The 26640-nt window shown below is 47.7% G+C and carries 21 protein-coding genes, 1 pseudogene and 1 riboswitch; of the genes and pseudogenes, 11 read left to right on the top strand and 11 right to left on the bottom strand.

Annotated features, from left to right (window positions below; translation table 11 throughout):
* Positions 1 to 68: 68 nt before the first annotated feature.
* On the top strand, positions 69 to 1730 hold the full coding sequence (gene hcp / locus AC3CIC_RS16825) for a hydroxylamine reductase (protein ID WP_488516434.1): 1662 nt from the start codon (positions 69 to 71) through the stop codon (positions 1728 to 1730).
* A gap of 165 nt (positions 1731 to 1895) precedes the next feature.
* Positions 1896 to 3341 (top strand): H(+)/Cl(-) exchange transporter ClcA, encoded by a 1446-nt coding sequence (clcA, locus tag AC3CIC_RS16820; RefSeq protein ID WP_488516433.1) that lies wholly within the window; start codon positions 1896 to 1898, stop codon positions 3339 to 3341.
* Positions 3342 to 3356: 15 nt separating this feature from the next.
* Here clcA and AC3CIC_RS16815 read toward each other — a convergent pair whose 3' ends face one another.
* From AC3CIC_RS16815 to AC3CIC_RS16805, 3 genes are all read right to left on the bottom strand, one after another.
* A complete protein-coding gene (locus AC3CIC_RS16815; RefSeq protein ID WP_488516432.1) occupies positions 3357 to 3833 on the bottom strand; it encodes a DUF2127 domain-containing protein in 477 nt (158 codons plus the stop codon).
* 114 nt (positions 3834 to 3947) lie between these two features.
* A complete protein-coding gene (locus AC3CIC_RS16810; protein ID WP_488516431.1) occupies positions 3948 to 4208 on the bottom strand; it encodes a hypothetical protein in 261 nt (86 codons plus the stop codon).
* Positions 4199 to 4555 (bottom strand): DedA family protein, encoded by a 357-nt coding sequence (locus tag AC3CIC_RS16805; protein WP_488516430.1) that lies wholly within the window; start codon positions 4553 to 4555, stop codon positions 4199 to 4201. Before AC3CIC_RS16805 ends, AC3CIC_RS16810 begins: the two co-directional genes overlap by 10 nt.
* A 222-nt stretch (positions 4556 to 4777) precedes the next feature.
* Positions 4778 to 4948, top strand: a riboswitch (FMN riboswitch).
* Between the two features lie 120 nt (positions 4949 to 5068).
* On the opposite strand from AC3CIC_RS16805, the gene ribB reads away from it, so the two are divergent.
* The gene (ribB, locus tag AC3CIC_RS16800) at positions 5069 to 5731 is read left to right on the top strand and encodes a 3,4-dihydroxy-2-butanone-4-phosphate synthase (protein ID WP_488516429.1); all 663 of its coding nucleotides are present in this window, start codon (positions 5069 to 5071) and stop codon (positions 5729 to 5731) included.
* 94 nt (positions 5732 to 5825) lie between these two features.
* Positions 5826 to 7388: pseudogene (locus AC3CIC_RS16795) on the top strand (BCCT family transporter); the annotation flags it as partial.
* Positions 7389 to 7505: 117 nt separating this feature from the next.
* Here AC3CIC_RS16795 and AC3CIC_RS16790 read toward each other — a convergent pair.
* Positions 7506 to 8048 carry a GNAT family N-acetyltransferase gene (locus tag AC3CIC_RS16790; protein ID WP_241823965.1) on the bottom strand — a complete coding sequence of 181 codons (543 nt, stop codon included), beginning with the start codon at positions 8046 to 8048 and terminating at the stop codon, positions 7506 to 7508.
* 376 nt (positions 8049 to 8424) lie between these two features.
* Between AC3CIC_RS16790 and AC3CIC_RS16785 the strand changes: the two genes are divergently transcribed.
* On the top strand, positions 8425 to 9114 hold the full coding sequence (locus AC3CIC_RS16785; RefSeq protein WP_488516873.1) for a pseudouridine synthase: 690 nt from the start codon (positions 8425 to 8427) through the stop codon (positions 9112 to 9114).
* A gap of 184 nt (positions 9115 to 9298) precedes the next feature.
* Here the strand turns inward: AC3CIC_RS16785 and AC3CIC_RS16780 are convergent, their stop codons facing one another.
* The gene (locus tag AC3CIC_RS16780; RefSeq protein ID WP_488516428.1) at positions 9299 to 10519 is read right to left on the bottom strand and encodes a multidrug effflux MFS transporter; all 1221 of its coding nucleotides are present in this window, start codon (positions 10517 to 10519) and stop codon (positions 9299 to 9301) included.
* A 410-nt stretch (positions 10520 to 10929) separates the two neighbouring features.
* Between AC3CIC_RS16780 and AC3CIC_RS16775 the strand changes: the two genes are divergently transcribed.
* The 6 genes from AC3CIC_RS16775 to AC3CIC_RS16750 all read left to right on the top strand — a co-directional run bounded on the left by AC3CIC_RS16775 (position 10930) and on the right by AC3CIC_RS16750 (position 18350).
* Entirely contained in the window at positions 10930 to 12384 is a 1455-nt protein-coding gene (locus tag AC3CIC_RS16775; RefSeq protein ID WP_488516427.1) for a TolC family protein, read from the top strand.
* 6 nt (positions 12385 to 12390) lie between these two features.
* On the top strand, positions 12391 to 13383 hold the full coding sequence (locus AC3CIC_RS16770; protein WP_017003368.1) for an HlyD family secretion protein: 993 nt from the start codon (positions 12391 to 12393) through the stop codon (positions 13381 to 13383).
* 5 nt (positions 13384 to 13388) lie between these two features.
* Complete coding sequence (locus AC3CIC_RS16765) at positions 13389 to 14579, top strand: ABC transporter permease (protein WP_488516872.1); 1191 nt, start codon at positions 13389 to 13391, stop codon at positions 14577 to 14579.
* The gene (locus AC3CIC_RS16760; RefSeq protein WP_488516426.1) at positions 14576 to 15691 is read left to right on the top strand and encodes an ABC transporter permease; all 1116 of its coding nucleotides are present in this window, start codon (positions 14576 to 14578) and stop codon (positions 15689 to 15691) included. The genes AC3CIC_RS16765 and AC3CIC_RS16760 overlap by 4 nt, the downstream gene beginning before the upstream one ends.
* Positions 15692 to 15817: 126 nt before the next feature.
* Positions 15818 to 16960, top strand: coding sequence for an ABC transporter substrate-binding protein (locus AC3CIC_RS16755; RefSeq protein WP_488516425.1), 1143 nt, complete (start codon positions 15818 to 15820; stop codon positions 16958 to 16960).
* A gap of 4 nt (positions 16961 to 16964) precedes the next feature.
* Positions 16965 to 18350: a methyl-accepting chemotaxis protein gene (locus tag AC3CIC_RS16750; RefSeq protein WP_488516424.1), complete on the top strand. Its 1386-nt coding sequence runs from the start codon at positions 16965 to 16967 to the stop codon at positions 18348 to 18350.
* Between the two features lie 150 nt (positions 18351 to 18500).
* On the opposite strand, the gene AC3CIC_RS16745 is transcribed toward AC3CIC_RS16750, so the two are convergent.
* The 6 genes from AC3CIC_RS16745 to AC3CIC_RS16720 all read right to left on the bottom strand — a co-directional run bounded on the left by AC3CIC_RS16745 (position 18501) and on the right by AC3CIC_RS16720 (position 26553).
* Positions 18501 to 19454, bottom strand: a complete 954-nt coding sequence (locus tag AC3CIC_RS16745) for an Hpt domain-containing protein (RefSeq protein WP_488516423.1) — start codon at positions 19452 to 19454, stop codon at positions 18501 to 18503.
* A 65-nt stretch (positions 19455 to 19519) separates the two neighbouring features.
* A complete protein-coding gene (locus tag AC3CIC_RS16740) occupies positions 19520 to 21325 on the bottom strand; it encodes a chemotaxis protein CheA (RefSeq protein WP_488516422.1) in 1806 nt (601 codons plus the stop codon).
* Entirely contained in the window at positions 21325 to 22908 is a 1584-nt protein-coding gene (locus AC3CIC_RS16735; protein ID WP_488516421.1) for a chemotaxis protein CheB, read from the bottom strand. The genes AC3CIC_RS16740 and AC3CIC_RS16735 overlap by 1 nt, the downstream gene beginning before the upstream one ends.
* Entirely contained in the window at positions 22901 to 23794 is an 894-nt protein-coding gene (locus tag AC3CIC_RS16730) for a CheR family methyltransferase (RefSeq protein ID WP_488516420.1), read from the bottom strand. Before AC3CIC_RS16730 ends, AC3CIC_RS16735 begins: the two co-directional genes overlap by 8 nt.
* Positions 23795 to 23817: 23 nt before the next feature.
* Positions 23818 to 25980, bottom strand: a complete 2163-nt coding sequence (locus tag AC3CIC_RS16725) for a CHASE3 domain-containing protein (protein WP_488516419.1) — start codon at positions 25978 to 25980, stop codon at positions 23818 to 23820.
* Between the two features lie 3 nt (positions 25981 to 25983).
* The gene (locus AC3CIC_RS16720; RefSeq protein WP_488516418.1) at positions 25984 to 26553 is read right to left on the bottom strand and encodes a chemotaxis protein CheW; all 570 of its coding nucleotides are present in this window, start codon (positions 26551 to 26553) and stop codon (positions 25984 to 25986) included.
* Positions 26554 to 26640: the final 87 nt, after the last annotated feature.

The raw sequence follows: 26640 nt of genomic DNA, 5'->3' as shown, positions 1-26640 counted from the left end.
GTTGGCACAAAGCATGCAATCACAGTGCATTAATTGAAATAAATCAATATCACCACTGGAGACCCGCTATGTTCTGTATTCAATGTGAGCAGACAATTCAAACACCCACTGTCAAAGGCTGTTCATTCGCGAAAGGTATGTGTGGAAAAACCGCCGAAGTGTCAGACTTGCAAGATGTGTTGGTGTACGCATTACAAGGGGTGTCTTTCTGGGCGAATCTGGCAAGTGAATTCGACATCGTCAACGACGAAATCAACCAATGGGCACCGAAGGCTTTCTTCTCGACTCTTACCAACGTTAACTTCGACCCTGAGCGCATTCTTGAACTGACGCATCAAGCGTCAGTATACAAAGCACGCCTTGAACAACATGCCCGTGCAGCTTACCAAATGGCAGACAAAAGCCTGCCTGCATTACCGCCTGTCGCCAGTTTTGAACTGCCAAAGAATGCTGAAGCAATATTGGCTCTTGCTCCACATGTCGCGGTAAACCGCGGAAAAGACAGCGTGCATGAAGACGTTATCGGCTTACGTCTGCTGTGTCTTTACGGCTTAAAAGGTGCGGCAGCGTACATGGAGCATGCCCTGGTACTCGGTCAAACTGACAACGCTGTGTATGGTGATTATCACAACATTATGGCGTGGCTTGGAACCGATCCTGAAGACTTGGGTGAGCTGCTCGATTGCTCAATGAAAATTGGTTTGATGAACTACAAAGTGATGGAAATGTTGGATACCGGTGAAACCACCACCTTTGGTCACCCAGCACCAACCCAAGTCAATGTAAAACCGATTAAAGGCAAATGCATTCTAGTATCAGGCCACGACCTACACGATCTGGAAAAAATCCTTCAACAAACTGAAGGTAAAGGCATCAACGTTTACACCAATGGTGAAATGCTCCCTGCTCACAGCTATCCGGAACTCAACAAATATCCACACCTAGTGGGTAACTACGGCAGCGCATGGCAAAACCAGCAAAAAGAGTTCGCCAACTTCCCTGGTGCGATTGTGATGACATCAAACTGCCTGCTTAACCCAGATATCGGCCAGTATGCAGATCGCCTATTTACCCGCAGCATTGTCGGTTGGCCGGGTGTAGCGCACATTGAAGGTGATGATTTCAGCCAAGTGATCGATAGTACTCTGGGACTTGATGGCTTCAAACACAACGAAATTGAACACATGATCACCATTGGCTTTGGTCGTAACGCGTTGATGGCTGCTGCCCCTGCCGTTATTGAAGAAGTGAAGAAAGGCAACATCAGCCACTTCTTCTTAGTGGGTGGTTGTGACGGTGATAAATCTGTGCGCAGCTACTACACCGACTTCACCGCTCAAGCGCCTGAAAGTTCTATCATTCTGACACTGGCTTGCGGTAAATACCGTTTCAACAAGAATCAGTTCGGTGACATTAACGGCATTCCTCGTCTTCTTGATGTCGGCCAATGTAACGATGCCTACTCTGCCATTCAGCTTGCACTTGCGCTTGCCAATGAATTTGAGTGCGACATTAATGAACTACCATTAACCCTCGTTTTGTCTTGGTTTGAACAAAAAGCCATCGTGATTTTACTGACTTTGTTTGCTCTAGGTGTGAAAGGCATTTACACCGGGCCTACCGCTCCCGCATTCCTCACCGACAACTTGATTACGATTATTCAAGACACGTTCGACATGCGCTCCATCTCGACCGTTGAAGAAGATCTTAAAGCGATTCTCGCTGCGTAATAAGAACACTGTCTATCAAAGACGTCAGCCCTTGTGTATTCACTTATTGATGATCACGAGGACTGATGCCAATGATCACTCGCTGTATCATTTCCGAAGAATAGTGAGCCACATAACTGCTCTATGCTGGTTAGGTATCTAGTAATTCATAGGGAAAGCCGCTGTATGACCACCCCATCTGGTGACAATACCGACAACAATCCAGAAAGGAAGCCAACTTCAGGCGTCATGCGGCGTTTTCTCGCCACTCACAAAAGCTCGCTGCCCATTTTATTTCTCTCCGTGTTTGTTGGCATCTTTGCAGGGCTTCTGTGTACTTTCTTTGATATCACTATCGATTGGGTGGTCAATCAACGTGAGCATTGGCTAGATGGGCGCTCTGATCTGGCATGGTCGACCATTCTTGTCATTATGCTGAGTAGTTCGATACTGTCTGCGTTTGGCTTTTATCTCGTGATACGCGTGGCACCTGAAGCGGCAGGCTCTGGGATTCCAGAGATTGAAGGTGCGCTGGATGGTGTTCGCCCTGTACGCTGGTGGCGGGTGATCCCCGTGAAATTTTTTGGCGGCATTGGCGCGATTGGCGCAGGCTTGGTGCTTGGTCGTGAAGGCCCCTCAGTACAAATGGGCGCGAGTGTCGGCAGAATGCTGACAGACATATTCAAAATTGACAGCGATGAAAGCCGCCATACCTTGGTTGCGGCTGGTGCAGCGGCTGGCCTTGCCGCCGCTTTTAATGCGCCGTTGGCTGGGATCATGTTTGTGATTGAGGAAATGCGTCCGCAGTTTAAATACAACCTTATTTCCATCAAAGCAGTCATGATTGCCGCCATCATGGCGACCATTACTTACCGATTTTTTCTTGGGCAAGGCGCAATGATCCCCCTTCCTGCCCATGATGAAGTGCCACTCGCGTCACTGGCGCTATTTTTGGTGTTAGGCTTGGTCTTTGGTTTTATCGGCGTGTTGTTTAATCGTCTTGTGATCATGTCAATGGACGGCTTCGAGCGCTTTCATCGCCATGAAACAAAACGCTTCGTGGGCATTGGCGCAACACTGGGTGCGGTGTTTGGCCTGTTAGCTCTGTTCCTTCCCAAACTCACAGGCGAAGGGTCGAATCTTATCCCTGATGCTGTCTCCGGTACTTTCTCTTTGTCGCTGTTACTTATGCTGTTTTTTGCGAGAGCCATTACCACGCTGGCGTGTTTTTCATCCGGCGCACCCGGTGGGGTGTTTGCGCCCATGCTGGCGCTGGGGACGTTGTTCGGCACCTGTTTTGGCGCATTGTGCATCATGCTGTTCCCTGATCTCGACATCACGATGGGAATGTTCGCGGTGGCGGGCATGGGCGCGTTGTTTGCAGCGACAGTCAGAGCGCCTGTTACCGGTATTTTGTTGGTGATTGAACTCACCCACAATTACGAGCTGATCTTGCCCCTGCTGATCACATCGCTCGGCGCGACCATGACAGCGCAGGCGGTGGGCGGCAAGCCGCTTTATAGCCAACTTTTGCATCGCGCTTTATCAAAGCAAAAAGCGGAGATGCCGCCAGAAAATGGTCGCGAAGAAGATGAAGCGGGTAATAAAACAGAAACGAACCAAAGTCGTTAGAAACTGAGGTTTGGATTAAGACGAATGCCCGGCACTTTTGCCTTTACGCCGCCGCTGTATTAACAATGCCATGTAACCTATCACGATAAGGTTAATCACCAGAGCTAGCCAATCTAACAACCTATCTTGTGTGACCACACCATAGATCTCAAACGGCAAATAGATAGCACCACTCGCGAGCGCGAACCATTCTGTCCACGCATAGCCACGCCACAATCCGAACGCTTCGACGAACCGCACTGAGGCATACAGCAATGAACCCAGTGCAATAATGGTGATGTTTTTGTCGTCGATTTTGGCAATCGCATGATGGATCACACTGGGATATTCACTTGCAGGGTTCAAATGCAGATGCTGCACTAACTCTTCAAACAGAGACTGTATTTCCCGCCCGCCAAGTTCATGAAGGGACAAACCCACGATAATCGCCAGCGCACCTTTTGATGCTTCCAACAAGGCAATTGCCCTAAGCGCTTTCGGTTGTTTCTTCATGCTTTCGCCACACTGTCATTGAGTATTTAAAGCGTGGGCGAAGAAAATAATTCCGTGAGTAGCATTGGCAAGATTTCTGCGACGACAGCGTCAGGTGACCTGTTTTAATTACGTCTAAAGCCGAGTGGCTAACGTCGTTGATTCAGCCCTTGGCGCTTCTTTCGCCAATGCACTCACGCGCCGCCAAGCGAGATAGGTCATTAACGAAAACGCAGCAAGCAGTCCTACGCTGAATAGCCCCCAGTTATCCCCCACGGTGTGTTCAAGTGCTGAGCCAAACAGATAGCCCGTGCCAACGAGAGCAAACGTCCACGTCACTGCCGACGCAAAATTCAATGCCGTGAAAACAGGCCAGCGCATATCACTTAATGCCACTGGCAGGTCCCTATGGTTCGCATGCCTTTGGGATAGCGATAAAGGAAGATATAGGCTTTGCCATAACGATCAAGCAGCAGCTTGGCGGTGATTACCGATTGTCGATATCTCGGGTTCGAAGAGAGCTTCGCAACGCCATATTTTCTGCCCACGTAGAAACGCAATTCATCACCTAGATAGCCACCAGCGAAAACCACTGTCGCGACCAATGCGACGTTCAACGCGCCAAAATGGGCGGCAATACCAGCAAACAGCGGCAAAGATCCGCTTTTCAAGCCACAGTACAAGAAGAGGATGGCGTAACTCAGCAGGCCGTAATCACGCACAATATTTAAAATGGTTTCCATGGTATCAACTGATGCTCACTGTAAATGCTAACTTATTGATACTTATGTCTAAGCTGTTTGGATCACCACGTTTAGATTCAAAAAGGTTAGCAACCATGACCTAGCGATAGAAAAACCTTCACTATTGCCGATTAATTACCCAATCAATCGCGCTGCTCTTCCCTTTTTGATTGAAAACGCAGTAGTATTCAATGGCTCCATCATTGGAGCATCACAATCAACAATTATTCTCAGGGCGGGGCGCAATTCCCCACCGGCGGTATACCGATGCAAAGCGGAGCAAAGCAAAGCGAAGCAAAGGTGAGCCCGCGAGCGCCCGAACTGAGTTCGGGGTCAGCAGACTTGGTGAGATGCCAAGGCCGACGGTTACAGTCCGGATGAAAGAGGATGATAAAAATGCACCCGTAACACGGCGGCTTACACGCGCGCATGTTTAGGTGGATTGTATGTGGCGGCTATTGGCGACCACTGCTCATCTATGCCCTGATTCTGGTATTTAACCTAGGAGTTACCATGAATCAGACTCACACCTCGTTACTTGCTCAATTTGGCACCCCGTTTGAACGCGTTGACGCAGCCCTTGAGGCGCTTCGTCAAGGCAAAGGCGTTCTGCTTCTCGATGATGAAGATCGTGAAAACGAAGGTGACATTATCTATTCGGTCGACCACATAACAAAACAACAAATGGCGCTGATGATCCGCGAGTGCAGCGGCATTGTTTGTCTTTGCCTGCCAGAAGCACAAGCAGACAAACTCGAACTCAAACCCATGGTGGAAGACAACAACAGCGCCAACCAAACCGCATTTACTGTTTCCATTGAAGCCAACATCGGTGTGACTACCGGTGTGTCTGCGGCAGATCGCGTGACCACCATCAAGACCGCTTCCAACCCTGATGCAAAACCGTCTGATCTTGCACGTCCTGGTCACGTATTCCCGCTTCGCGCCCGCAACGGTGGCGTGCTCACTCGACGTGGTCACACCGAAGGCACGATTGATCTGATGCAAATGGCCGGCTTATCGCCAGCAGGCGTTCTGTGTGAAGTACAAAATGAAGATGGCACCATGGCGAAAACACCAGAAATCATTGCTTTTGGTCTGAAGCATGATATGCCCGTACTCACCATTGAAGACATGGTGCAGTACCGTCTGATGCAGGCAGAAAAAATCGCTTAAATTCGATGTGGTTCTAATACGCTATCGACCGCGTTAAGCATTTACAGTTTCAAGCAATAGCCGTGTCCTTTAGATAACTAAAGCACACGGCTTATTTCAACTGGAAGCTGGCAGTGAAGAAGCCGTTAGATGGGCGGCCACCTACGGTATTTTCCACTGGGGCCCAATCGCATGGTCAATCTATCTGATCCCTGCCATTCCAATTGCCTACTTCTTCTATGTGCGTAAGCAGCCAGTATTGAAAGTATCTGCAGCACTGATGCCTGTCATCGGTGAAGCACGCAGCCAAGGTAAAACGGGGAAATTCATCGATATTCTGTTTATCTTTGGTTTACTTGGTGGCGCAGCAACAACGCTGGGTCTTGCCGCACCATTGATTAACGAAGGCATCAGCTACCTGTTTGGCATTCCTTCAACAACCACCTCTCAGATTGGTGTGTTGTTGCTGTGTACAGCGCTGTTTGCCTACTCGTCTTACAAAGGCATGGACGAAGGCATCAAGGTTCTAAGTAACATCAACTTCTGGGGTGCGCTTGCACTGCTGGCGTTTGTGCTGTTCGCAGGCCCGACGCTATTCATGCTAGAGACTGGCTTAGATTCCATCGGTCGCATGCTGTCAAACTTCTTCATCATGGCAACATGGGCAGAACCATTTGGCGGTTACGGCACGTTTGAAGACACCCACTTCCCGCAAGATTGGACCATTTTCTACTGGGCATGGTGGCTAGTATTCGCACCGAGTATGGGCTTGTTCGTTGCGCGTATTTCTCGTGGCCGTACTATTAAGCAAATGGTGTCAGGCTCTATCTTCTTCGGCTCACTCGGCTGTGCGTTGTACTTCATGATCTTGGGTAACTATGGGCTGTCGTTGCAGCTTTCTGGTCAACTCGATGTTGTGAGTATATTGAACAGCGAAGGTCCGACTCGCGCCATTTTCTCGATCCTTGAAACACTGCCGATGAGCACGGTGGTGATCGCAGTATTCACCCTGCTATGTATCATCTTTACCGCAACAACGTTTGATTCTATCTCGTTCATTCTGGCCTCTGTGGTTCAGAACAACGTCACCGAAGACCCAATGCGTTGGAACCGTTTGTTCTGGGCATTTACCCTGTCATTCATGCCTTCAGTGCTAATGTTCATGGGTGGCCTAGCAACACTGCAAACCGCGGCTATCGTTGGTGGTTTACCCTTGTTGGTTATCGCGGTCATGCTGATGATTTCGGGTGTAAAAGCGGCAACGCTCGACCTTGCTCACCAAGAAGGTTACATCGACCCTGTTATCAACATTGAAGAATTCCCAGACGTTGACCCTTGGTCAAAAGAAGGCATGGCAATGGCGCAATTTGAACGCATGAAAGACGAAGCCGTTGCTGCGGCGGAAGAAGAGCGTGAAAAACTGAATGCTATTTGGAATCTGAAGAAAGAGATCCGTGCAACGGCTCTCTCTAAAGGTGAGTCGGGCATGGAACTAGGCGATGCGCCTCAAGAGCAATTGGACGAAATCCAACGCTTAACAGACGAAGCCATGGCAGCCAAAGAGCATAAGCTACAAGCGTCTGAGTCTGCACAACAAGCACGTCTAGTTTTCGATGATCTAATGCGCGAACGTAAGCGTCTAGAAGAAGAAAACCAAGACGAATTGAAGCCTGCGTAACGCAAAATCTCTTATAAAACACACAATCAAAAGGCCGAGAAATCGGCCTTTTTTGTTTCTCAGACATTCGTGAATTTCATACTCTGCAGCCTAAAAGCCCGCGATGTCATTCAGCGTTTACGGATTCAGCGACATTCCATACCCTAAAGAATGTTCAAATGTCGCAATCTTTTGGAACCCAAGTTTTTCGTAGAATTTGATTGCGCCTGTATTCACCGTTGATACCTCAAGATGAACGCCTGACACTTTTGAAGCTGTTAGACGCTCTATCAACGCCATCATCAACTTTTTCCCCAAACCAAACCCTTGCGTTTCTGGCAAACAGTTAATGTGAAAATGAGCAGGATATCTATCAAACTCAGGGCGCGGTGCATGTCCCTGATGGATCTTACCCACCACCCAATCACTTGCAGAGTGACCTTTGTATTGATCAAGCGGATAACGCTCGCGCAAAACTGGTAGCCACTCATCTTCGCAACGCGCCGAGAACATTTTTGAATTTGCGGTACTCACGATATAGCCGCAAGGTTCCCCGTTACAGGTTGCTACAAAACACATATCTGGGTTGAGTATCGCGTAAGGCGCAGAAAAGAAATGCCCAACCAATTCGTCATCGCGATAGAGCAAGGAGCCATCTTCGCCATTATCGGCAGTTAACAAACAAATTTTATATAGCGACGGCAAATCGCTTGGTTGGAAGAGACGAATTTCAAACGGCATATAAGGACTAATATTGACAGAAAATCTAGGCAAAAATGATATATGGGATGTGCTCGACTTTCCAATCACATGTCACCGCCATCTTACGATCCCCTCCTATCATATTGAATATCATTGATATTTTATTAAAAAATTCTTTTGCCGAGAATTAAACACCAACAAGGCCAGCGAATGAGGTGTTATTCATGCATAACGGTCGTCAATAACCAACACGCCGATTGTCGAATTCTGTGTCCAGAGCGTACCAACACATATTGCTAATTCATGCGGAGGGTGGATAATGCCCCGTCTCCTTTCATTGAATAATGTCCCCTGCATGCGCCTTGATAAATTCGTTTGTAAAAGCACTGCGTTAACCCGTGCAGATGCCATCCAACACATTCAAAACGGTGCGGTAACGGTAAACGAAGAAATCGTGACTTACGAGTCAACACAGGTACATGAAAACAACTCCGTAAAGTTACAGGGTCACTTATTGATTCCTCGCCCATTTCGCTATATCTTGATGCACAAACCCGCAGGAACCATTTGCTCGAATATTGATGAGGCCTACCCGTCGCTTTTCAGCGCCACTAACCTCGAGCATACAGAAGAATTACACATCGCAGGGCGATTGGATGCGGACACAACGGGGCTTGTGTTGATCACTGATGATGGTCATTGGTCGTTTAATATCACCACGCCAACCCAGCATTGCGAAAAAGTGTATCGTGTGGGGCTTTCTCGCCCTATTCGCGGTGACGAAGCTGAGCGATTCAAGCACGGCATTATGCTACAAGGAGAGAGCAAACCCACTCTGCCAGCCAAACTCGATGTGCTAAGCCCGCAAGACGTCTTACTGACGATTACGGAAGGTAAGTTTCACCAAGTTAAACGCATGTTTTCCGCGGTTGGCAACCGTGTAGTCACATTGCACCGAGACCGCATTGGTGAGGTGCCGCTCGATGTTGATGTAGGAGAGTGGCGATATCTCAGCGATGAAGAAATCGCTTCGTTCAGATCATAAGCCTAAGACAATAACGCGGATGCCATGGGCCCCGCGTATATTAATGGGTTAAAGCCGAGATTAACGCTCGCCTTGCACGACTACACCCAAGCAACCTAAATATGCTCACCGTAATGCGACGGCAAAAAAAAGCCTGCATCATCTGCAGGCTCTGTTCGCTATTGGACATCTTACGGCTAGACCATCAAACTTTGAGGCTAGCCGTTTTCTTGTGTCGCCTAGCTCGAAGATTATCACCAAGATAGATGAACACACTCAGCAAGATGCACCCACTGATTAAGTTGATAACAGACGTCATCGTGCCATCGAACATCGCACCACTAATGTCTATGACCAAGGCTACCAATGCTAAACGAATCGCTGTGACTAAAGAGGCACTCACACCCGTTTGATTCGGTACGGCTTCCATTGAGCGAGCAAAGAAAATACCGATACACACACCCGCTCCCAACGAATAAAGCACCATGAGTGAGGTAACGAGCAACGGAAGCTGCTGCCAACTTGTCGGTAACACAAACATGGCCAACGTCATCAATACAATGGTAAGAAAACCATATCGACGCAGGCTATTCACGCCAAACCATTTGATCAAACGGCCGTTATTGATACTCGCAATCACGAACGCCACCAACAAGCTCACTTGATAAAAAGGAAACACTGCACTGTCGATACCCAGGTGATTTACAAAAATCAGAGGCATATTAGAAATGAACACCATGTAGCCAGAAAATATGGCGGTGGTGATCAATGTGTTTGCCCAGAACTCGCCGTTTTTCAGTACTGTCACGTAGTCACTACCAATGCCCTTAATGGACAGCGGTTTTCGTTTTTCTACAGGCAGTGATTCTGGCAATTGTATAAAGCAAATCAGGCCAGTGACGATGGTCAACGCAGCAATAAACACAAAGTTATAGGTGTACCCGAACTGATAGTTAATCCAGCCACCTAACATTGGTGCGAACGCAATGATACTCACGACCAAACTGTTAAGATCAGACACAATCTCTGTGGCTTTTTCGGCTTTGTATAAATCGAACACCATAGCCGCACCAATAATCATGCATGCTGCACTGCCGAAGCCTTGAACGAAGCGCCAAAAAATCAATACGTTGATGTCAGTGGAAAACACACAGCCAATGCTGCCCAGAATAAACAAGGCATAACCGAAGTTGAGCACGCTGCGACGGCCGATCGCATCTGAAAGAGGCCCATAGATCAGTGACGCTAAACAGATACCCAGAAAGTTAAAACTTAAGACCCGCTGAATCATAGTTTCATTGGTGTCGAATGCCACCATCATGTCTGGAAACGCCGGAAGATAGATGTCAGTTTCCATCGCTGCTGCGAGAAAAATCATCAAGATAAGAAAGCGTATTGTGCGCTCACTTAACGTATTGGTTGGCATGACTACCCCTAGAAATACATGCGCCAAAATCGAGTCCCCTTTACGAACTTAAATAGAAGGGATCCGAGACGCGAAAAGCATGTTAACAATGTTGCCCAAGCAGAGAGCATAACGACAAGGAAAATGCTCACTGTCGGCGAAGAAGTCAACGTTGAGTCCAGCTCGAAGAATGTCGCAGAAAGCACGAGATCCCCACAGCGTAACCTGACGATCGTGACTCTGTGTCGCCCAAAAGAGGCGTTTGAATGGTCGCTCACAATGAGCGAGGGAGAAGTCTACAAGTTGGAAAAGCAAAATCAATACAATTTATCGATCTTATCCGCCTGATCTTCCTTCCAATAACAGTTACCGCTGGAAAAATTAGAGCATAAACTCTAAACTGTATTTCTCTTTCCCAAACGGTAAGTTTTATGTTGATCAGAAAAACGTCGTTTACGCCATTTTCACGTCTACTAACACTCGGCGTTACTCTCATGCTGTGTTCCACATTTTCTTATGCGGAGACCCTGTCTTTTGAACAGGCATGGCAAGCAGTTCAAGAACGAAACGATGGTATTGCCGCACAACGCGCAAACGTGCAACGCGCCGAGCACATGCGCAACGCTGCGTCCGCTCACCATCTGCCGAGCGTTTCGCTCAGTGGCAACTACACGCGTCTTGATCAAAACGTAGAACTCAAACCGTCGCAGCTCGCCCATCACATGAACGGCGGGGATGCGCTGGGGCAAATTTCTGGCTCAGTACCAGGTATTGGTGGCTTGGTCAGCAATCTTGATAACCTGATGACAACGACCCTCGCCGATCGGGACATTTACACCAGCTCGATTCGCGCTATTTGGCCTATTTTCACTGGCGGTCGCATTCTCGCGGCGGAAGACATTGCCAATGCGCAACGCGACGAAGCGACGTATTTGATGCAAATGGAGCAACAGGCCAAGTTTGAAGATTTGGCCAAGGTGTATTTCGCAACCGTGTTGGCAGAACAAGTCTTGCAGACTCGCGCAGAGGTCGAACAAGGGCTGGCGAAGCATTTCGATCATGCCAAGAAGCTCGAAGCGCAAGGTCAGATTGCTCGCGTTGAACGCTTGCAAGCAGAAGTTGCGTACGACAAAGCCAAAACCGAGCGCAAAAAAGCAGAACGTGATTTGGAAATTGCCCAAGCAGCATTAAGAACCTTGGTGAAAAGCACAGGCGATGTTTCTCCGTCCAGTGCCTTGTTTACGCAAACCCAAGCGCCGGCTATGTCACCTTTCTTGCAAAAAACCCTCGCAGGCTACCCAGGCTTAAAAGTGCTGGACGCCAAGCGCAATCAGGCGGATGGCCTTGTTGATATGGAGAAAGGCAAATACTACCCGCAAGTTTATTTATACGGTAATTACAACCTGTATGAAGGCGACTCGCTCACCGCAGAACTGGCACCAGATTGGGCAGTTGGCGTAGGCGTGAGCATTCCGCTGATTGATAACGGCGGCCGCTCAGACAAACTCAAAGCTGCACACAGCACTGCCCTTCAAGTGAACTACTTGCGTGCTCAGGCAGAGCAAGATCTCTCGCTGTTAGTAGAAAAAACATGGCGTGAAGCCAACCAAGCCCTAGAAGAATACCAAGGCTTGTCATCGAGTATTTCACTGGCAGATGAAAACCTTCGCCTGCGTGAAAAAGCCTTTGTACAAGGACTTTCAACCTCGCTAGATGTGGTTGATGCCGAGCTGTATCTCGCCAATATCAAAACACAACAACTTGCAGCGTCTTACCAATACGTCTTGTCGCTCTCTCGATTGCTGGCTGTTAGCGGGGAAATGAACCGCTTTCCCGATTTTCAAGCGGCCGCCCTTACCCACTCTCTTCCAACACAACAGGGATAATCCATCATGAGTAAATTGAAATCCGCATTTATGGCTGTACCAGCCGCTGCTTTGATTGGATGGGTGGGATACAGTTTTTATCAGGCGTACCAACCGCAACCTGAACGTTTTCAAGGTCAAATTGAAGCGCAACAATACACAGTGTCATCCAAAGTAGCGGGACGCATTGACGAAGTGCTTGTCCGCAAAGGCCAGCAAGTCGAAAAAGGCGATTTGATATTCACCCTGTTTAGTCCAGAAATCGACGCCAAACTAGAGCAAGCGAAAGCCGGTGAAGAAGCCGCAGGCGCGATGGCAGAGCAAGCCGAAAGCGGCGCACGCTCACAAGAAATCAATGCCGCACGTGATCAATGGCAGAAAGCACGAGCCGGCGCTCAGCTTGCCGAGAAAACCTTCCAACGCGTTGACGCACTTTACCGTGAAGGTGTCACCGCCGAACAAAAACGCGATGAAGCCTTTACCCAATGGCAGGCATCGAAATACACCGAAAATGCCGCACGCCAGATGTATAACATGGCAAAAGAAGGCGCACGTTCTGAAACTAAACGTGCTGCACAAGAACAAGTCCGCATGGCTGCAGGCGCTGTTGCAGAAGTCGAAGCCTATGCCAAAGACACCAAGATCCACAGTTGGTATCAAGGTGAAGTGAGCCAAATCCTGCTGCAACCGGGCGAGCTTTCACCGCAAGGCTTCCCTGTGGTCACCGTGATCGACATGCAAGACGCATGGGCGGTATTCAACATTCGCGAAGACAAGCTGAACCAGTTCAAAAAGGGTGCGGTGTTTAACGCTTCGATCCCTTCACTTAGCGACCAAGCCTATGCATTTGAAGTGACCCATGTTGCGCCGATGGGTGATTTCGCCACTTGGCGAGCAACCAACAGTCAGCAAGGTTATGACATGCGCACATTCGAAGTCGAAGCACGCCCTGTTAAAGCCATTGATGGCCTTCGTGCAGGCATGAGTGTGTTGGTGACTGAAAACGACGCGCAAGGCTGATCATGATGAACAGCCCTTCGTTCTTTTCCTTACTCTGGCAAGAATGGCGTTCTACGCTGTCTGACCGCTGGTTGACTGCACTGCTGTGCGGTTTGCCCTTGGCGTTATTTGTGCTGGTGTGGGCGATATTCTCATCCGGCACAGGCCGAGATTTACCTGTCGGCGTGGTGGATTTGGATAACAGCAGCCTGTCTCGCGGGCTAGTTCGCTATTACAACGCCAGCCCAACCCTTGAAACCCAAGCTTTCAGCGATGTGGAACAAGCCTCCGATGCGCTCAACAGTGCTGAAACATTTGCCACGGTTATCATTCCGCAAGGCTTTGAAAAAGACACAGTGCGAGGTGAAAGCCCAGATGTGACCGCGTTCTATAACAGCCAATATATTTTGATTGGTAAGTTAGTCAGCGCCGCCATCAGCCAAAGCCAAGGCACATTTTCCGCTACTGTTGAAACCAAAGGTAAAATGCTACACGGCACAACTGTCGCCGTGCAAGCCGCCGCGCAATCGGTGCCCATCCGTTTCCAACTTGTCCCTTTGTTTAATAACGGTACGAATTACGCCCAGTTTCTAGTATCAGCGATTATCCCTGCCCTTTGGCAAATCACCATTGTGGCCTGTGGAATGCTATCAATGGCGTTAACCGACAAAAATCGCACACTTGAAACCGCCTTTTCCTCTTCTATTGCTATACCGTTAGCGGCAAAAGTGGTTGGCTTATTAATCCCACTTTGGTTATTGGGGATAGGGTTCGCCACCGCCATGCATTTCTTGCTAGGTTGGCCAATGAACGGCAGTTGGCAGATCGTGTTTGCGGCGCAAGGTTTGATGGTAATGGCGGGCCTTGCCGTTGGCATGCTGCTTTACGTTGGTACACGCAATGCGACACGCGCCATGAGTTTAGTCGCCGGTTTCACCGCCCCTGCATTTGCGTTTATGGGAGTGAGTTTCCCTGCCAGCGACATGCCCTTTCTTGCCCAATGTTGGCGCGCTTTGTTGCCCGTGAGTCATTACATCACGGCACAGATTGGACAGTTCAATTATGGCGCATCCTTACAACAAGCCATGCCATCGCTTTGCGCACTCGCCGCATTTGGGATTATTTGGCCGATAGTCGTGTTAAAAATCAAACGTATGACAAACGCAAACAACGGCGTCAACGGCAATAGCAGCACACAACAGGAGATCGCATCATGAATTGGCGCACATCGTTTGTTGTTGAACTGAAAAAGCTGTTCTCAAACCCTGCTGTGGTCTTCACAGTATTTGGTGGCATTGTGATTTACTCACTCTTGTACCCACTGCCTTACGCCAACCAATTGCCGAGAGAACTGCGCGTGGCGGTGGTCGATCACGACGAAAGCCAGCAGAGCCGAGTCTTTATCCGCATGCTCGATGCCACACCACAGCTAAAAGTGGTGTCACAACTCAGCAGCGAAAATCAGGCGGGAATCCATATTGCGAATGCCGAAATTGAAGGCGTGATCAGCGTGCCTGAATACTTCTATCGTGATTTATTGCTCGGAAAAAGTCCGGTAGTCGCCGTCGGTGGCGATGCGTCATTCTTCCTCACTTACGGCACTATCGCGGAAGGCGTGATAGCCGCAGGCAGTACGTTGGGCGCAAAGGTTAAAACCACCAAAGCGATGATGAGCGATGTGCCACTGTCGCTAGCGTCCAAGCAAAATTCTCCGTTTTCACTCAATCTGGTGCCTGTTTTCAACCCAACAATGGGTTACGGCAATTACGTAGTACCCGGCGTATTTATCCTGATTTTGCAGCAAACATTGCTGATAGCATCAGGCCTATTAGGCTGTGGAGCAACGAAAACGAGCCGACGACGCTTCATCGCTCGGACCACCATATTGGTGGCGACATACAGCGTCATGACCATGTACTACCTCGGCGCAAGTCTCGACATCAACGGTGTGAATCGTCTTGCGCAGCCGTTACAACTCGCGATAGTGATGCTGCCATTTTTACTGGCAACCATCGGCTGTGGAACCTTGTTGGGGAAAGTCATAAAACGCCCTGAAATGATCACACTGGTTGTATTGCTCAGTTCCATGCCACTGCTGTTTACTTCAGGTTTCGTGTGGCCGACAAGCGCACTGCCCGAATGGCTAAACACCTTGGCACAACTGTCACCGTCAACCCCTGCCATTCAAGCCACCATTCAGCTCAACCAAATGGGCGCGACGATACAAAGTCAGTCTGGACACCTTGCTCAGCTTTGGGCGCTGGCAGTCGGTTTTTTAGGGATGGCACTGGTGCCTTTGTTCACCACCAAGACAATGGCGCGCGGTTAACGTCAACAAAGGGGGTAACTCTTAAAAGAGGAATCACTTAGGGCTTCTAAGTGCGAATCAATAATGAGATATCTGGATTCTTTTCTATACTCATTGATAACCCTGTTATTAACTGAGGCGTTACTAATGAAAGGCTTGCATTGCACTATCGTGTTTCTTTGGCTGTTTTCCACAACTGCTGCCGCCGAAATTGGCGTATCAGAAAATACAATCACGTTAGGCATGAGCAATGCCCTTTCTGGGCCGGCTTCTGGGCTAGGTAGCGGCGTCAAAGCGGGCACACTTGCCTACTTCGAAAAGATTAACCAGCAAGGCGGTATTCACGGTCGCAAGATCAACGTCGTTTCACTCGACGATGGCTATGAACCCGACCGTGCCGCAAAGAACGCCAAAAGACTCATCTACACAGACAAGGTCTTTGCCCTTGTTAGCTTTGTCGGCACTCCCACCTCGAAAGCTGTCGTCCCAGAAGTGAATCGCGCCAAAATTCCTTATGTTGGCGCTTTCACAGGTGCAGAATTTTTGCGTAATCCAGCCAACAAAAACATCTTTAATATTCGAGCCAGTTACTTCAATGAAACCAAAAAGTTGGTCGATCATTTCATCAACGACCTCGGTTATAAAAAGATCGCGGTATTTATCCAAGATGATGGTTACGGTGCAGCAGGTAAAGCGGGCGTACAAAGAGCGCTTCGACAACGTGGCCTAAAAATACACGCTGAGGGCAAATATAAACGCAATACACTCGACGTTGAAAAAGGGCTAAACAACATCATGGCTAAGAAGCCTGATGCCGTCATTATGATTGGGGCTTACAAAGCCTGTGGTGCGTTTATCAAGATGTCCCATGACAAAGGCTTTTATCCCAAGTTCGCTAACATCTCTTTTGTTGGCACGAAAAAACTGATCGCTGAACTGGGCTCTGCGGGGGATGGAAGCTATATCTCGCAAGTTTTGCCAAACCCCGATCAAAGTAAGCTCAAAATTATCTCTGATTTCAAAGCCGACATGAATAACTACGGCGTCGACAGCCCTTACTACACGCAATTGGAAGGTTACTTGAATGCCATGGTCATCGTTGATGCTCTTGATCAGTCGGGCCAGCACTTAACGCGAGAGCGCTTTATCAGTGCCATGGAAGGTATGAAGAATAAGGACTTTGGCGGGCTGAAAATAAACTTCGGCAAGTCTGACCGACAGGGTCTAGACGACGTTTACCTAACAAAAATTGAAAACGGTAAAGCCCTACCCATTCAAACGATGAAGTGATTTTATGACTATGTGGTTCAAGATTTTTTCAGGGCTGTCACTGCGCTATCGTATTCTATTGCCATTGATTGGCAGCATTACGATATTCCTGATCATTGCCGCCCTCTTTTTCCATCAAATGACATCGAATGAGCTTTCCAAAATACAGAAAGGAAAAGTCGAGGCACTGGCAAGCTTTCTCAAGCAATCGAGCCGATCCTACATTCTGAATTATGACTTGTCTGCGTTGGAAGATTTCGTGAGAGTGGGAATGCAGGATGACGATATCGACCACATTGAGTTTGTTGACGTAAGTGGCATACCATACACAGAGACAAAGCAAAAAACGGTCAATCACGCCGTCAAAAACTATTCAGGTCAAATTATGGCGGAAGACGGCACGCCATTGGGTATCCTGAACATTACCTACAATGAGAAAAATTCGACGGCGGCGTTACAAGAAAACCTTCAAGTTATTCTGATTTGTTTTTTCACCATCATCGCGCTGCTTTGCGTCATCATTTACATCGTTGCGCTGCGCCTTTCTAAGCCGCTGATTGCGATAACGCAAGATCTAACCTTAGTGTCAGACGACGCACTTGATAACTCGCGACTTGTGCTAAAAGGCGCAGAAAGTTTGGCTGATGGTGTTGAGAAGCAACGCGCAGCACTGGATTCCAATGTGTCGGCGATTTCTGAAATCACCGAGATGGTGAAACAAACCAATCAAAACGTTCTCGGTTGCTTAGATGTCTCAAAAGGCACGCTTGCGCTTAGCAATGAAGGCAGCAAGAACATGGAAAAATTGGCGCACTCTGTTGTATTGATTGAAAATTCAAATAAGCACCTTCAAGAAATTAACGACATCATTCAAAAAATATCGGATTACACCAAGGTGATTCATGACATCGTGTTCCAAACCAAGCTTCTTTCACTAAATGCGTCCATTGAAGCCGAACGCGCTGGCGAGCATGGACGCGGCTTTGCGGTGGTCGCCCAAGAAGTCGGTCAGCTTGCTTTGACGTCAGGCCAAGCCTCGCAAGATATCGACAAGTTACTGAAAGATTCCATGGTCACGGTCGGAGAGATTGTGAAAGAAACAGAGCTTCGCGTGAAAGAAAGCAAAGCGCTGTCAGAACAAACTCAAGTCAGCTTTTCCGGCATCTCCGACCAAATTCAAGGGCTCTCTAAAGAAATTGATTCATTCAGCGAAGCCTTTAATCAGCAAATGAAAGGCATCGTACAGGTGAATTCGGCGATGGAGTCGATGGCGGGTATCGTGAACAACAACCATCACATTGCCAATGAAACGTCTCAAGTCTCGATGAGCTACAAAGATCAGAGCTTAAAACTCAAACAAGTTACCGACATCATGAAAGGCCTTATCGAAGGGAAAAAGGCAGCGAGCTAGCCGCAAAGAAACGAGCGACGAACACTGCGCGAAACGAAGTCGTTGAAACTCTGAACATTCTGAATTTCTTAGTTTGTTTGTCCCACGAATACATTTTTTAAGCTTTAATGCAGAGATAGCACGATGACATTCGTCCACTACACCGTTGCGCTAGAAAAGATCCTGTACGTCTTCCAGGCTCACTTCATACCCTCGGTTTTCCAATTCCTCATTGAGACGCTTAATGTCCCCCAGCGTTTTGAGGTATTTACCTTTTAATTCCGGAGTACGCCAATAGTGTTCTTCAGAGCCTGACGTCGCCATCTCGTTTCTCAAGTTGCTGAGAACATCCAACACTTTCAAATTGATCGCAGCTAACGCAGCAAAATCGGCATGATGAATTTTATGAAGGAAACGTTTGAAAAAGGTGAGTAGATCTTCAGATTCATGGATAAGGTTTTCGGTGAGCAGTGCGCCAACGCTTCGTGCTGTTCCTTTCAGGGAATGGTAATCAGTGAAAAATTGGTTTAACAACTCTTCAGGGTCCGCTTTGTTTTTATCACTTCCCAATGCCTCAATAGCCAGAATTATCAGCTCGAGTTCGATTTCTTTCTCTTCAGAGAAAAGCTCAATATAGTCAGAAGGATCGCTGGCCTGTACGTGTGAAAAATCCGGTTCAAAATGCAATTCATCGGCGCTGCCTTCTGCTTCGCTTTCGCTGAGGTCTAACAGTGTATTTTCAGAGAACAAAGCAAAGTCATTGTTATTTTCAGCACGATACGCATGATATTGCTTTAGGATCGGCAGTAGCACATGGGGCTCTACCAAGCCTTTTTCAACGAGTATGCACCCCAATGTTGAGCGCCGCTTTGATACCTCGTCGTTGATGGCATCAAAGAATTCATTGCGCCAAATGTCCAATCGCATACAGGCGGAACGTAGGTCGAGATGTTCGTCGTTTTGCAGCGTGACAATGGATAGGAATTGTTCCGGCGTGATCAATTTCTTTTCGTAGATGATATCCAAGCTGTTTGGCGTCTGGCGAATTTGCTCGACCATGACATCGGCCAAGTCTTTTGCCGAAATGAGTTCGAAATCTAACAAAAAGCTGCCTAAGAGTTTCATTCCACTCACCTGTTTTTGATGACGTTATTGTTAAGTATAAGAAAGAAAGGGGAACAGTGATCTTATCAGTGATAGCTCCGCGCAAATTGAATCACTTTCTTCAGATTCATCACTAAAGCCAAGTCTCCACTGCCAAGTACCGCCGCCCCCGCAAACACGTCGTTGCCATTCATTGAGCGATCTAACGGCTTAATGACAATGTCCAAAAACGCCCGAACATGGTCGACGGGTAGCCCCCATTGCTGACCCCGATGGTTAAACACCACAACGCTATGACGCATGCCTTGTTGATATGCGCGACGAAAGACATGCTTCTCTGTCAATTCCCCCAAATATTCATGGGGTTCAATTAGCGGAATAACTTTGTTGTTTTGATACAAAAGAGGATGGCCGTTATCGAACCGGACACTCAAACTTTCTTCTTCTTTGCTGATACCGACAATGTTCGAAATATCAGAAGAGGGGATGGCATAGGTCACGTTGCCAATATCAAACAAAGCCACTTTTAACGTCGCCATGGTTAACGGAAAGATAAGCGCAATTTCAGTGCCTAAGCCTTTCTCAGAATGAATATCTATGGTGCCTTTTATGTCTTCGACTTTTCGTTTAACCGCATCCATGCCCACCCCTCTACCCGAGAGCGCATTGACTTGGTCCGAGGTTGATAAGCCGGGATGGAAGATCAACTCTAGTATTTCTTTGTCCGTGAGTTGATGCTGGCTTTCTTGGGTGATTAATCCGTTAGAGAGGGCTTTGCTCAACACCTTTTCTCTGTCGATGCCTTTACCATCATCACAAATGTTAATGACGACCTTCCCCGCCTCGTTATAGGCGTGAATGAGTAGCCTGCCGACCATGGATTTCCCAGATGCAGCGCGAATGTCATGGGTTTCAAATCCATGATCTAGAGCGTTTCGAACCAGATGTGTCAAAGGCTCATTGATGGCGTCGATGACGTTGCTGTCTAACTCTATGTTTTCACCAACAATCTCTACATCTACTTTCTTGCCAAGCTCCTTAGAAAGGTCCCGCACAATACGGCGATATTTACTCAGCAAATTTCCTATTGGGCGCATTTGTGTTTTCAATAGGTCATTGAGCATGCCGTCCGACACTGTCTTCAACTTGTTTGACAACTCAGTCAGCGCGAGGCTCTCTTGTTTCTCTGCATAATCCGCGAGGGTATTTCTGATCTGCACTAATTCTTCGGAATAACTCATTAGATGTTCGAGAAGGTGTGATTTAACCTTTGTCGTCGGTTCAAACTTGCTCTGAACATCTAACTCTCTGGCTTCCTTTACCTTCTTCTTTGCATGGAGGATTCGGTCTGAGTGGGGCTCAGTGTGTTCGGCATTTGAGTCAATAAGAGAGCTAAGGTAATCAAGCTCACTCAATACATCGTCATCAAAAACAGGCGCATCCTCTATCAAGGTAACGTCTATACCAAATGTGTCTATGGCGAAAATAGCCAACGCGTTAAGCGCATTCGCCATGTTTTCTTTTTGCTGTACATCATCCCCATGATCGTTTTCAAACACATTATCTTCGTCAAACGCGTCATCGCCTTTTGAATATGGCGCGGCTTCTGAACGTGCCGTTTCAATGATGGAGTCCAATAACACCAGCAGGTCTTCATTGGTCTCTGTCGAGTCCACCTCTAAGAATTCAAGCAATATAACCGTTTGTTGAATAAGGAATTGGGTCGTATCGAACCGCGGATCATCTTCGACCAGGGATAGAAGCTTGTCACTCAACCCCGAGAAACCCTGCTTAACATGACGCGTGGACACTGGCAGAGACAGGATATTGGCAACATCCGAAAAGTCTTTTTGCAATGCATTCACGACAGTGTCCAAATCAGACTGAGGCATTAACGTAACTCCTTAGTGAGTTCGTCCGTTTTACCGTGAGACAATTCGGAGGCGAAAGCGCCTTGGTAGGCTTCAATAATCGCCTGAGCCATTTCATGAATAGGTACGGTTCGACATACTGCACCTAACTCTTTCGCAACACGCCCCATGCCATATACCACGCAACTTTTTTCATCTTGTACTAGGGTAAATGCACCTTGATGCTTCAAGTGATGAAGTCCTTTCGCGCCATCGCTTCCCATCCCTGTTAATAACGCTGCGACGATATGCAAACCTTTGATTTTGGTGGCAGAGTCAAACAGGTAGTCCACCGAAGGTCTAAAGCTGTTTATTGGCGGGTCGAGCGTGGCTCGGACAACCACGTTGCCATCACTCAATTGCACCAGCTTGATGTGATGATTACCTGGCGCAAAGTACACATGAGACTGGGTCAAAACTTCCCCATCGACGGCCTCTTTGACCGTTAGCGGGGTTCTTGTGTTCAATCTTTCTACCAATGCCATTGAGTAGTCTTGGGGGATATGTTGCGCAATGCAAATGGGTGGCATGTCACCTGGGAACTGCGTTAAAAGTACGTCCAGCGCATCAACGCCTCCGGTTGATGAACCAATAAGCACCACCCCTGTCGGCTTTCCTTTCCTATTGTTTAATGGATGAGTTGAAGGCAACGCCGCCAATTGTGTTTTAAGCGGCGTGGATAATGTATTCAGGTGTATTGCCGACGCTAGCACTTTAACAAGACATTGCGGTGTCGATACTAATATTCGATTTCCCACCACGCTTACCAATGTTCGATAGTGTGTTCCATTCAAAGCCGTCACACCGTCCGCTACAACCACGGTGGGTAAGTTGAGAGGCGTAAACACGGCGGGTAATGATGTGAATACTAACGAGGCTGTGGGCAAAATCTGAGCATCAATGATCAAAGCTTGAGGCGCTTGATGGGAGAAGTATCGACTCACGCTTTCTAAATCGGGTAAAACATGAAGATGAATACTTGGGTCAGTGCCAAGCGTCTTTTCAATCAAAGTGATGAATGTTTCGCTAGCAGAGACGACATACACCCATTGTGCCCTACTCCCAAGTGCTGACTCTGCACTCTCGGCATCACGAGGCGTGTCATCCAAAAACCGAAAATCGACCACACCGGACTTTGGGTTAAAGCGTATTTGCCGACCAGAACTCCCCCCTACTGACGCGCCAACAATAGGTAATCCATATTGGGCAAGAATGTCCAATGCCACGAGGACATTGCGTTCTCCAATTTGCTGGGATTGCATAAACGCCCCATCATGCACCTGCCCACCACCGAGCACCCAAGTCCTTAAGTTTTCGAGTTTTGACGATGAATGTTTAAATTTTTTCAATAAGTTGGGAATGGCACACGTACCATAATCATTGGCATGCTCTCCCATCGTGATAGCCTCTGGCGCGACAGGTAAACGGTAGTGACACATTCCCCCGCTCTGGTTTTCTTCATCCCAAATACACACAATGACACAGGTACCAACAACAGTTTGCAGCCACATTGATTGGCGGAGAGCAAATTGATATTCACCCGAGTGAACTTGCACGTCATTCATCGACAGACCCCCCTAGCTCGGGTTTCCGATAGACAGAGACATCAACCAGTTCCAAACCAACATCCATGTGCTGCAATGATTCTGTTAATCCGACAAAGAACAGTCCGCCGGGCTGCAATTGGCTCACCAACGCACGCACCACTTTTTCTCCTGTGCTGCGTGGGAAATAGAACAGGACATTGCGCAGAAAAATGTATTGAAATTGAATGCCAAACTTTTCAGGGTAATGGATCAGGTTATGCTGCCTAAATTTTATGTTTTGCTTTAACCGCTCAGCCACGGTAAAGGTGTTCGCATCACGCGCCGAACGTTCAATGAATTGGTGCTGGAAAAGGGCGGGAATGTCTTCGCGCTGCTCGTTTGGGTATTCACCTAGCCCACATGCCTCAAGACGCTGGGTATCAACGTCGGTAGCAAGAATACGGTAGTCGAAGTTAGCGCGTTCATTTTTGATGGCTTCGCACTGCATGGCCAGTGAAAAAGGTTCTTCACCACTAGAACAGGCAGCAGACCAAATGAATGTTTGTTCCGAGCGCGGGTGCTTGAGAATGTCATTACGGAGTACGTTGAAATGTCGCTGCTCACGAAAAAAGGCGGTTTTATTTGTCGTAATGACATTGGTAAAGGCAACCAGCTCTACGCCACTCGTGTCTTTTTGAAGCACCCGCATGTAATCGCTATACGTATGTAATTTAAGCGCGCTCAAACGTTTATACAGCCGCATTTCAAGCATGCTACGTTTCTCATTTTCCAGCTTTATTCCGGCGTGCTGGAAGATCAACGTTGAAAAATAGTCAAACTCGGCTTGTGTCATCCCTTGTGTATTGCCAACACTCGGTGGCTCAATAAAGTAAGACCGTGTTTGACCCTGGTTTTCGGAATGCATATTACACGCCCCTAACCGTCAATCTAAAGCCGATTCCACGCAGTTTGATTATCACTATCTTCTGCTTCTTTTGGCGCGTCAGGTAACGAATGAGCGGCATTGTCGATTTGACGGCGAATGCCCTCCAACGATTGTGCTTCGTACTTATCTCGTAATTCCACATTGACTGTGGTCTCTAGTTCATCCTTTATCACTGTCTCATGCCCACGAAGGAAACTGTTCAGATTGAGTACCATTCGGTGGAGATCTTCTGCTTGCTTATTAAGCTCGGAGCTGGAGCTGGACGCTTGATCAGCGATGGAGGCAGCATGCTGCGTAGCCTTGTTGATCGACTCAACCGCATTGCTGATTTCTTGAATGCCTCGAGCCTGTTCGTTCGAGGCATCAAAAATCTTTGAGGCACCTTCGAGAACCAAGTTTGACTGTCTCCTTGTTTCCGCGACGATGTTAGAGCCTTTTTCAACGCGACAGGTATTTTCCTTTGCGATCGTTTCAGCCTCACAAATACTCTGTTTCACAATGGCGGAGATTTCTGTGGCGGCTTTACCACTCATTTGTGCAAGGTTGCCGACTTCTTGTGCAACAACAGCAAACCCACGCCCATGCTCGCCTGCCCTTTCGGCTTCAACCGACGCGTTGAACGACAAAAGCTTCGTTTGAAATACAATATCGTCGATAATGGCGGTTTTAGCGCCAATTTCACCGATGATTTTCACCAGTTCGGCGATCTTATGATTGGATTCGGAGATCATCTGCATGGCATCATCCAAGCCCGTCATTTTTTCACCCACTTCTTTGGAGAGATCTTTTGACTCTTCAGCGTATTGCACATTGATGCGTACCATACCCGAGATCTCTTCGGTGCTTGCGGATGTTTCTTCGACTGAACTTGCTTGACGATTTGAGATTTGAGACAAGTTCTGTGACACGTTATCGATACTGCTGGCCACTGTGGCCAAACGCCCAGCACTGTCCGCCATTTTTTTCACCACACTGTTGAATGCCATGTTCAGATCTGATAACTCTTTCGAACTGAATGACTGCAATCCGCGAAAAATAGATTGGAAAGGACGCATGATGGAACGGCTAAGCCATATGGCAATCGGGATAGTGATGAGTATTGCGGCAATGACACCAAACATCAGTGAATTGTTCGTCGCCACTAGCGCCTCTTCAAGTGTCGCCTGACGTTCACTTAATAGCTGCTCTTCACGATCAATGAAGGCGCCAATTTGACGTCGGAATTCATCAAAGAACACTTTACCTCTCCCTTGAGCAACCAAGTTTGAGATATCGTTCATCGTTTTTCCTTCTCCAATTTCACGACGCAGTTCGATATTCCTATCAGATACTTGTGTTTGCCATTCTGAAATCACGGAGGCAATGTCGTTCAACGTCCGCATCTGTTTAGGATTATCGTTGACGCTCACTTTCAGATCATTGAGCAGAAAATCAATGCTGTTTCGGCCTGCCATATATGACGTAAGATAGGCGTCATTACCCGTCAGTAAGTAACCTCGTACGCCAGATGCCATCGTCAACACCGTCGTTTCTAGGAGAGAGGCTTGTTCCATCACCTGTAAGTTGGCTTTCATCGACGACAATGCTTCTCTGGTGCCGTTAATGTCCTCGACGTCCCCAACTGCAACGTCAATCTGAGAAAGCAAAGCGCTCTCTTCAGCTTTGAATGTGTTGATCAGCGATCCAAAACGATCAAGGTAAGCTCTCCCTTTGTCCTTGCTCACTTCCGCCGACAAACCATTCATGCTTTGAGTGGAGCCAATCTCACGCCGAAGCGCAATCGCACTTTCTGTTACTGAGCGCTGCCAATCCGCTATGGTTGTCTCTGCTTTTTCAAGTGCAAGAACTTGTGGAGGGTTATCACTGACAGTGACTTTAAGGTCACTGATCAGTGTGGTGAAACGTGACTTCCCGGCACGGTAAGGCGCAAGAAATGATTCATCACCGGCAAGCAAGTAACCTCGCATGCCCGTTTCCATATCAATAGCTGCATTTTCAATCTGAAGAGCCTGATGAATAACACGATGCGTATGATCCACCCAGTCATCTGTCTCCTTAAGCTCTTTGATGCTACTCAAACTCAGTACACCCAAGAAAACCAAAAACAGAAGGCTAACGGCGTTACCTAACATGATTTTTGCGCGAAGAGAGAGACGCTCTAACATAGTTTATCCCTCGTTGTTATTTTGTTGGGAGGAGAACGAAACATGATGGCCGATGACCTCTAGGTCATCAGGGTCCAGTACTTTATGTATATCAAGCAGCAGCACTAGGTTCCCTTTTGCTTTGGCGACGCCAGTAATGTAATCACGACCAATACTGTGTGAGATATCCAAATCACGCTCAATTTGCGCTTCGTCAAATCCAACCACTTCATTCACATCATCAACAATGCTACCTATGGTTAACGCGTTGACATCACTGATAATGATGGAAGTTTTTTTCGGCTCGTAAGCTTTCTCTTCAAGCCCTAACTTCGACCTCAAATCTATCACCGAGATGATGCGGCCACGAAGATTAATAAGACCTTTAAAATAGGGAGGCACATGAGGAATAGGCGTGACTTTTACCAAGCCAATCACTTCTTTTACTGAGGACAAAGGAATGCCGTATTGTTCATCTGCAAGTGAAAACACAAGATTCTTTTGGGCTAATCGTGTTGAAGCGTTGTGATCTGACGATGCGCCGCCAGCATATTGTGATAAACATGACGTCTGCTGATCCAATACCTTACCCATTGATTGCACCTCAAATCATCCGTTCTTTAATCGCCTACACAACGGTTGTATTGTCTGCTAAAACATAAGCACTTCATGTTATTTTGG

It is taken from the genome of Enterovibrio sp. QJM3NY_24 (assembly GCF_057786035.1).
The sequence above is the reverse complement of the archived record's forward strand: the minus strand, read 5'-3'. Positions and strand labels throughout refer to the sequence as shown.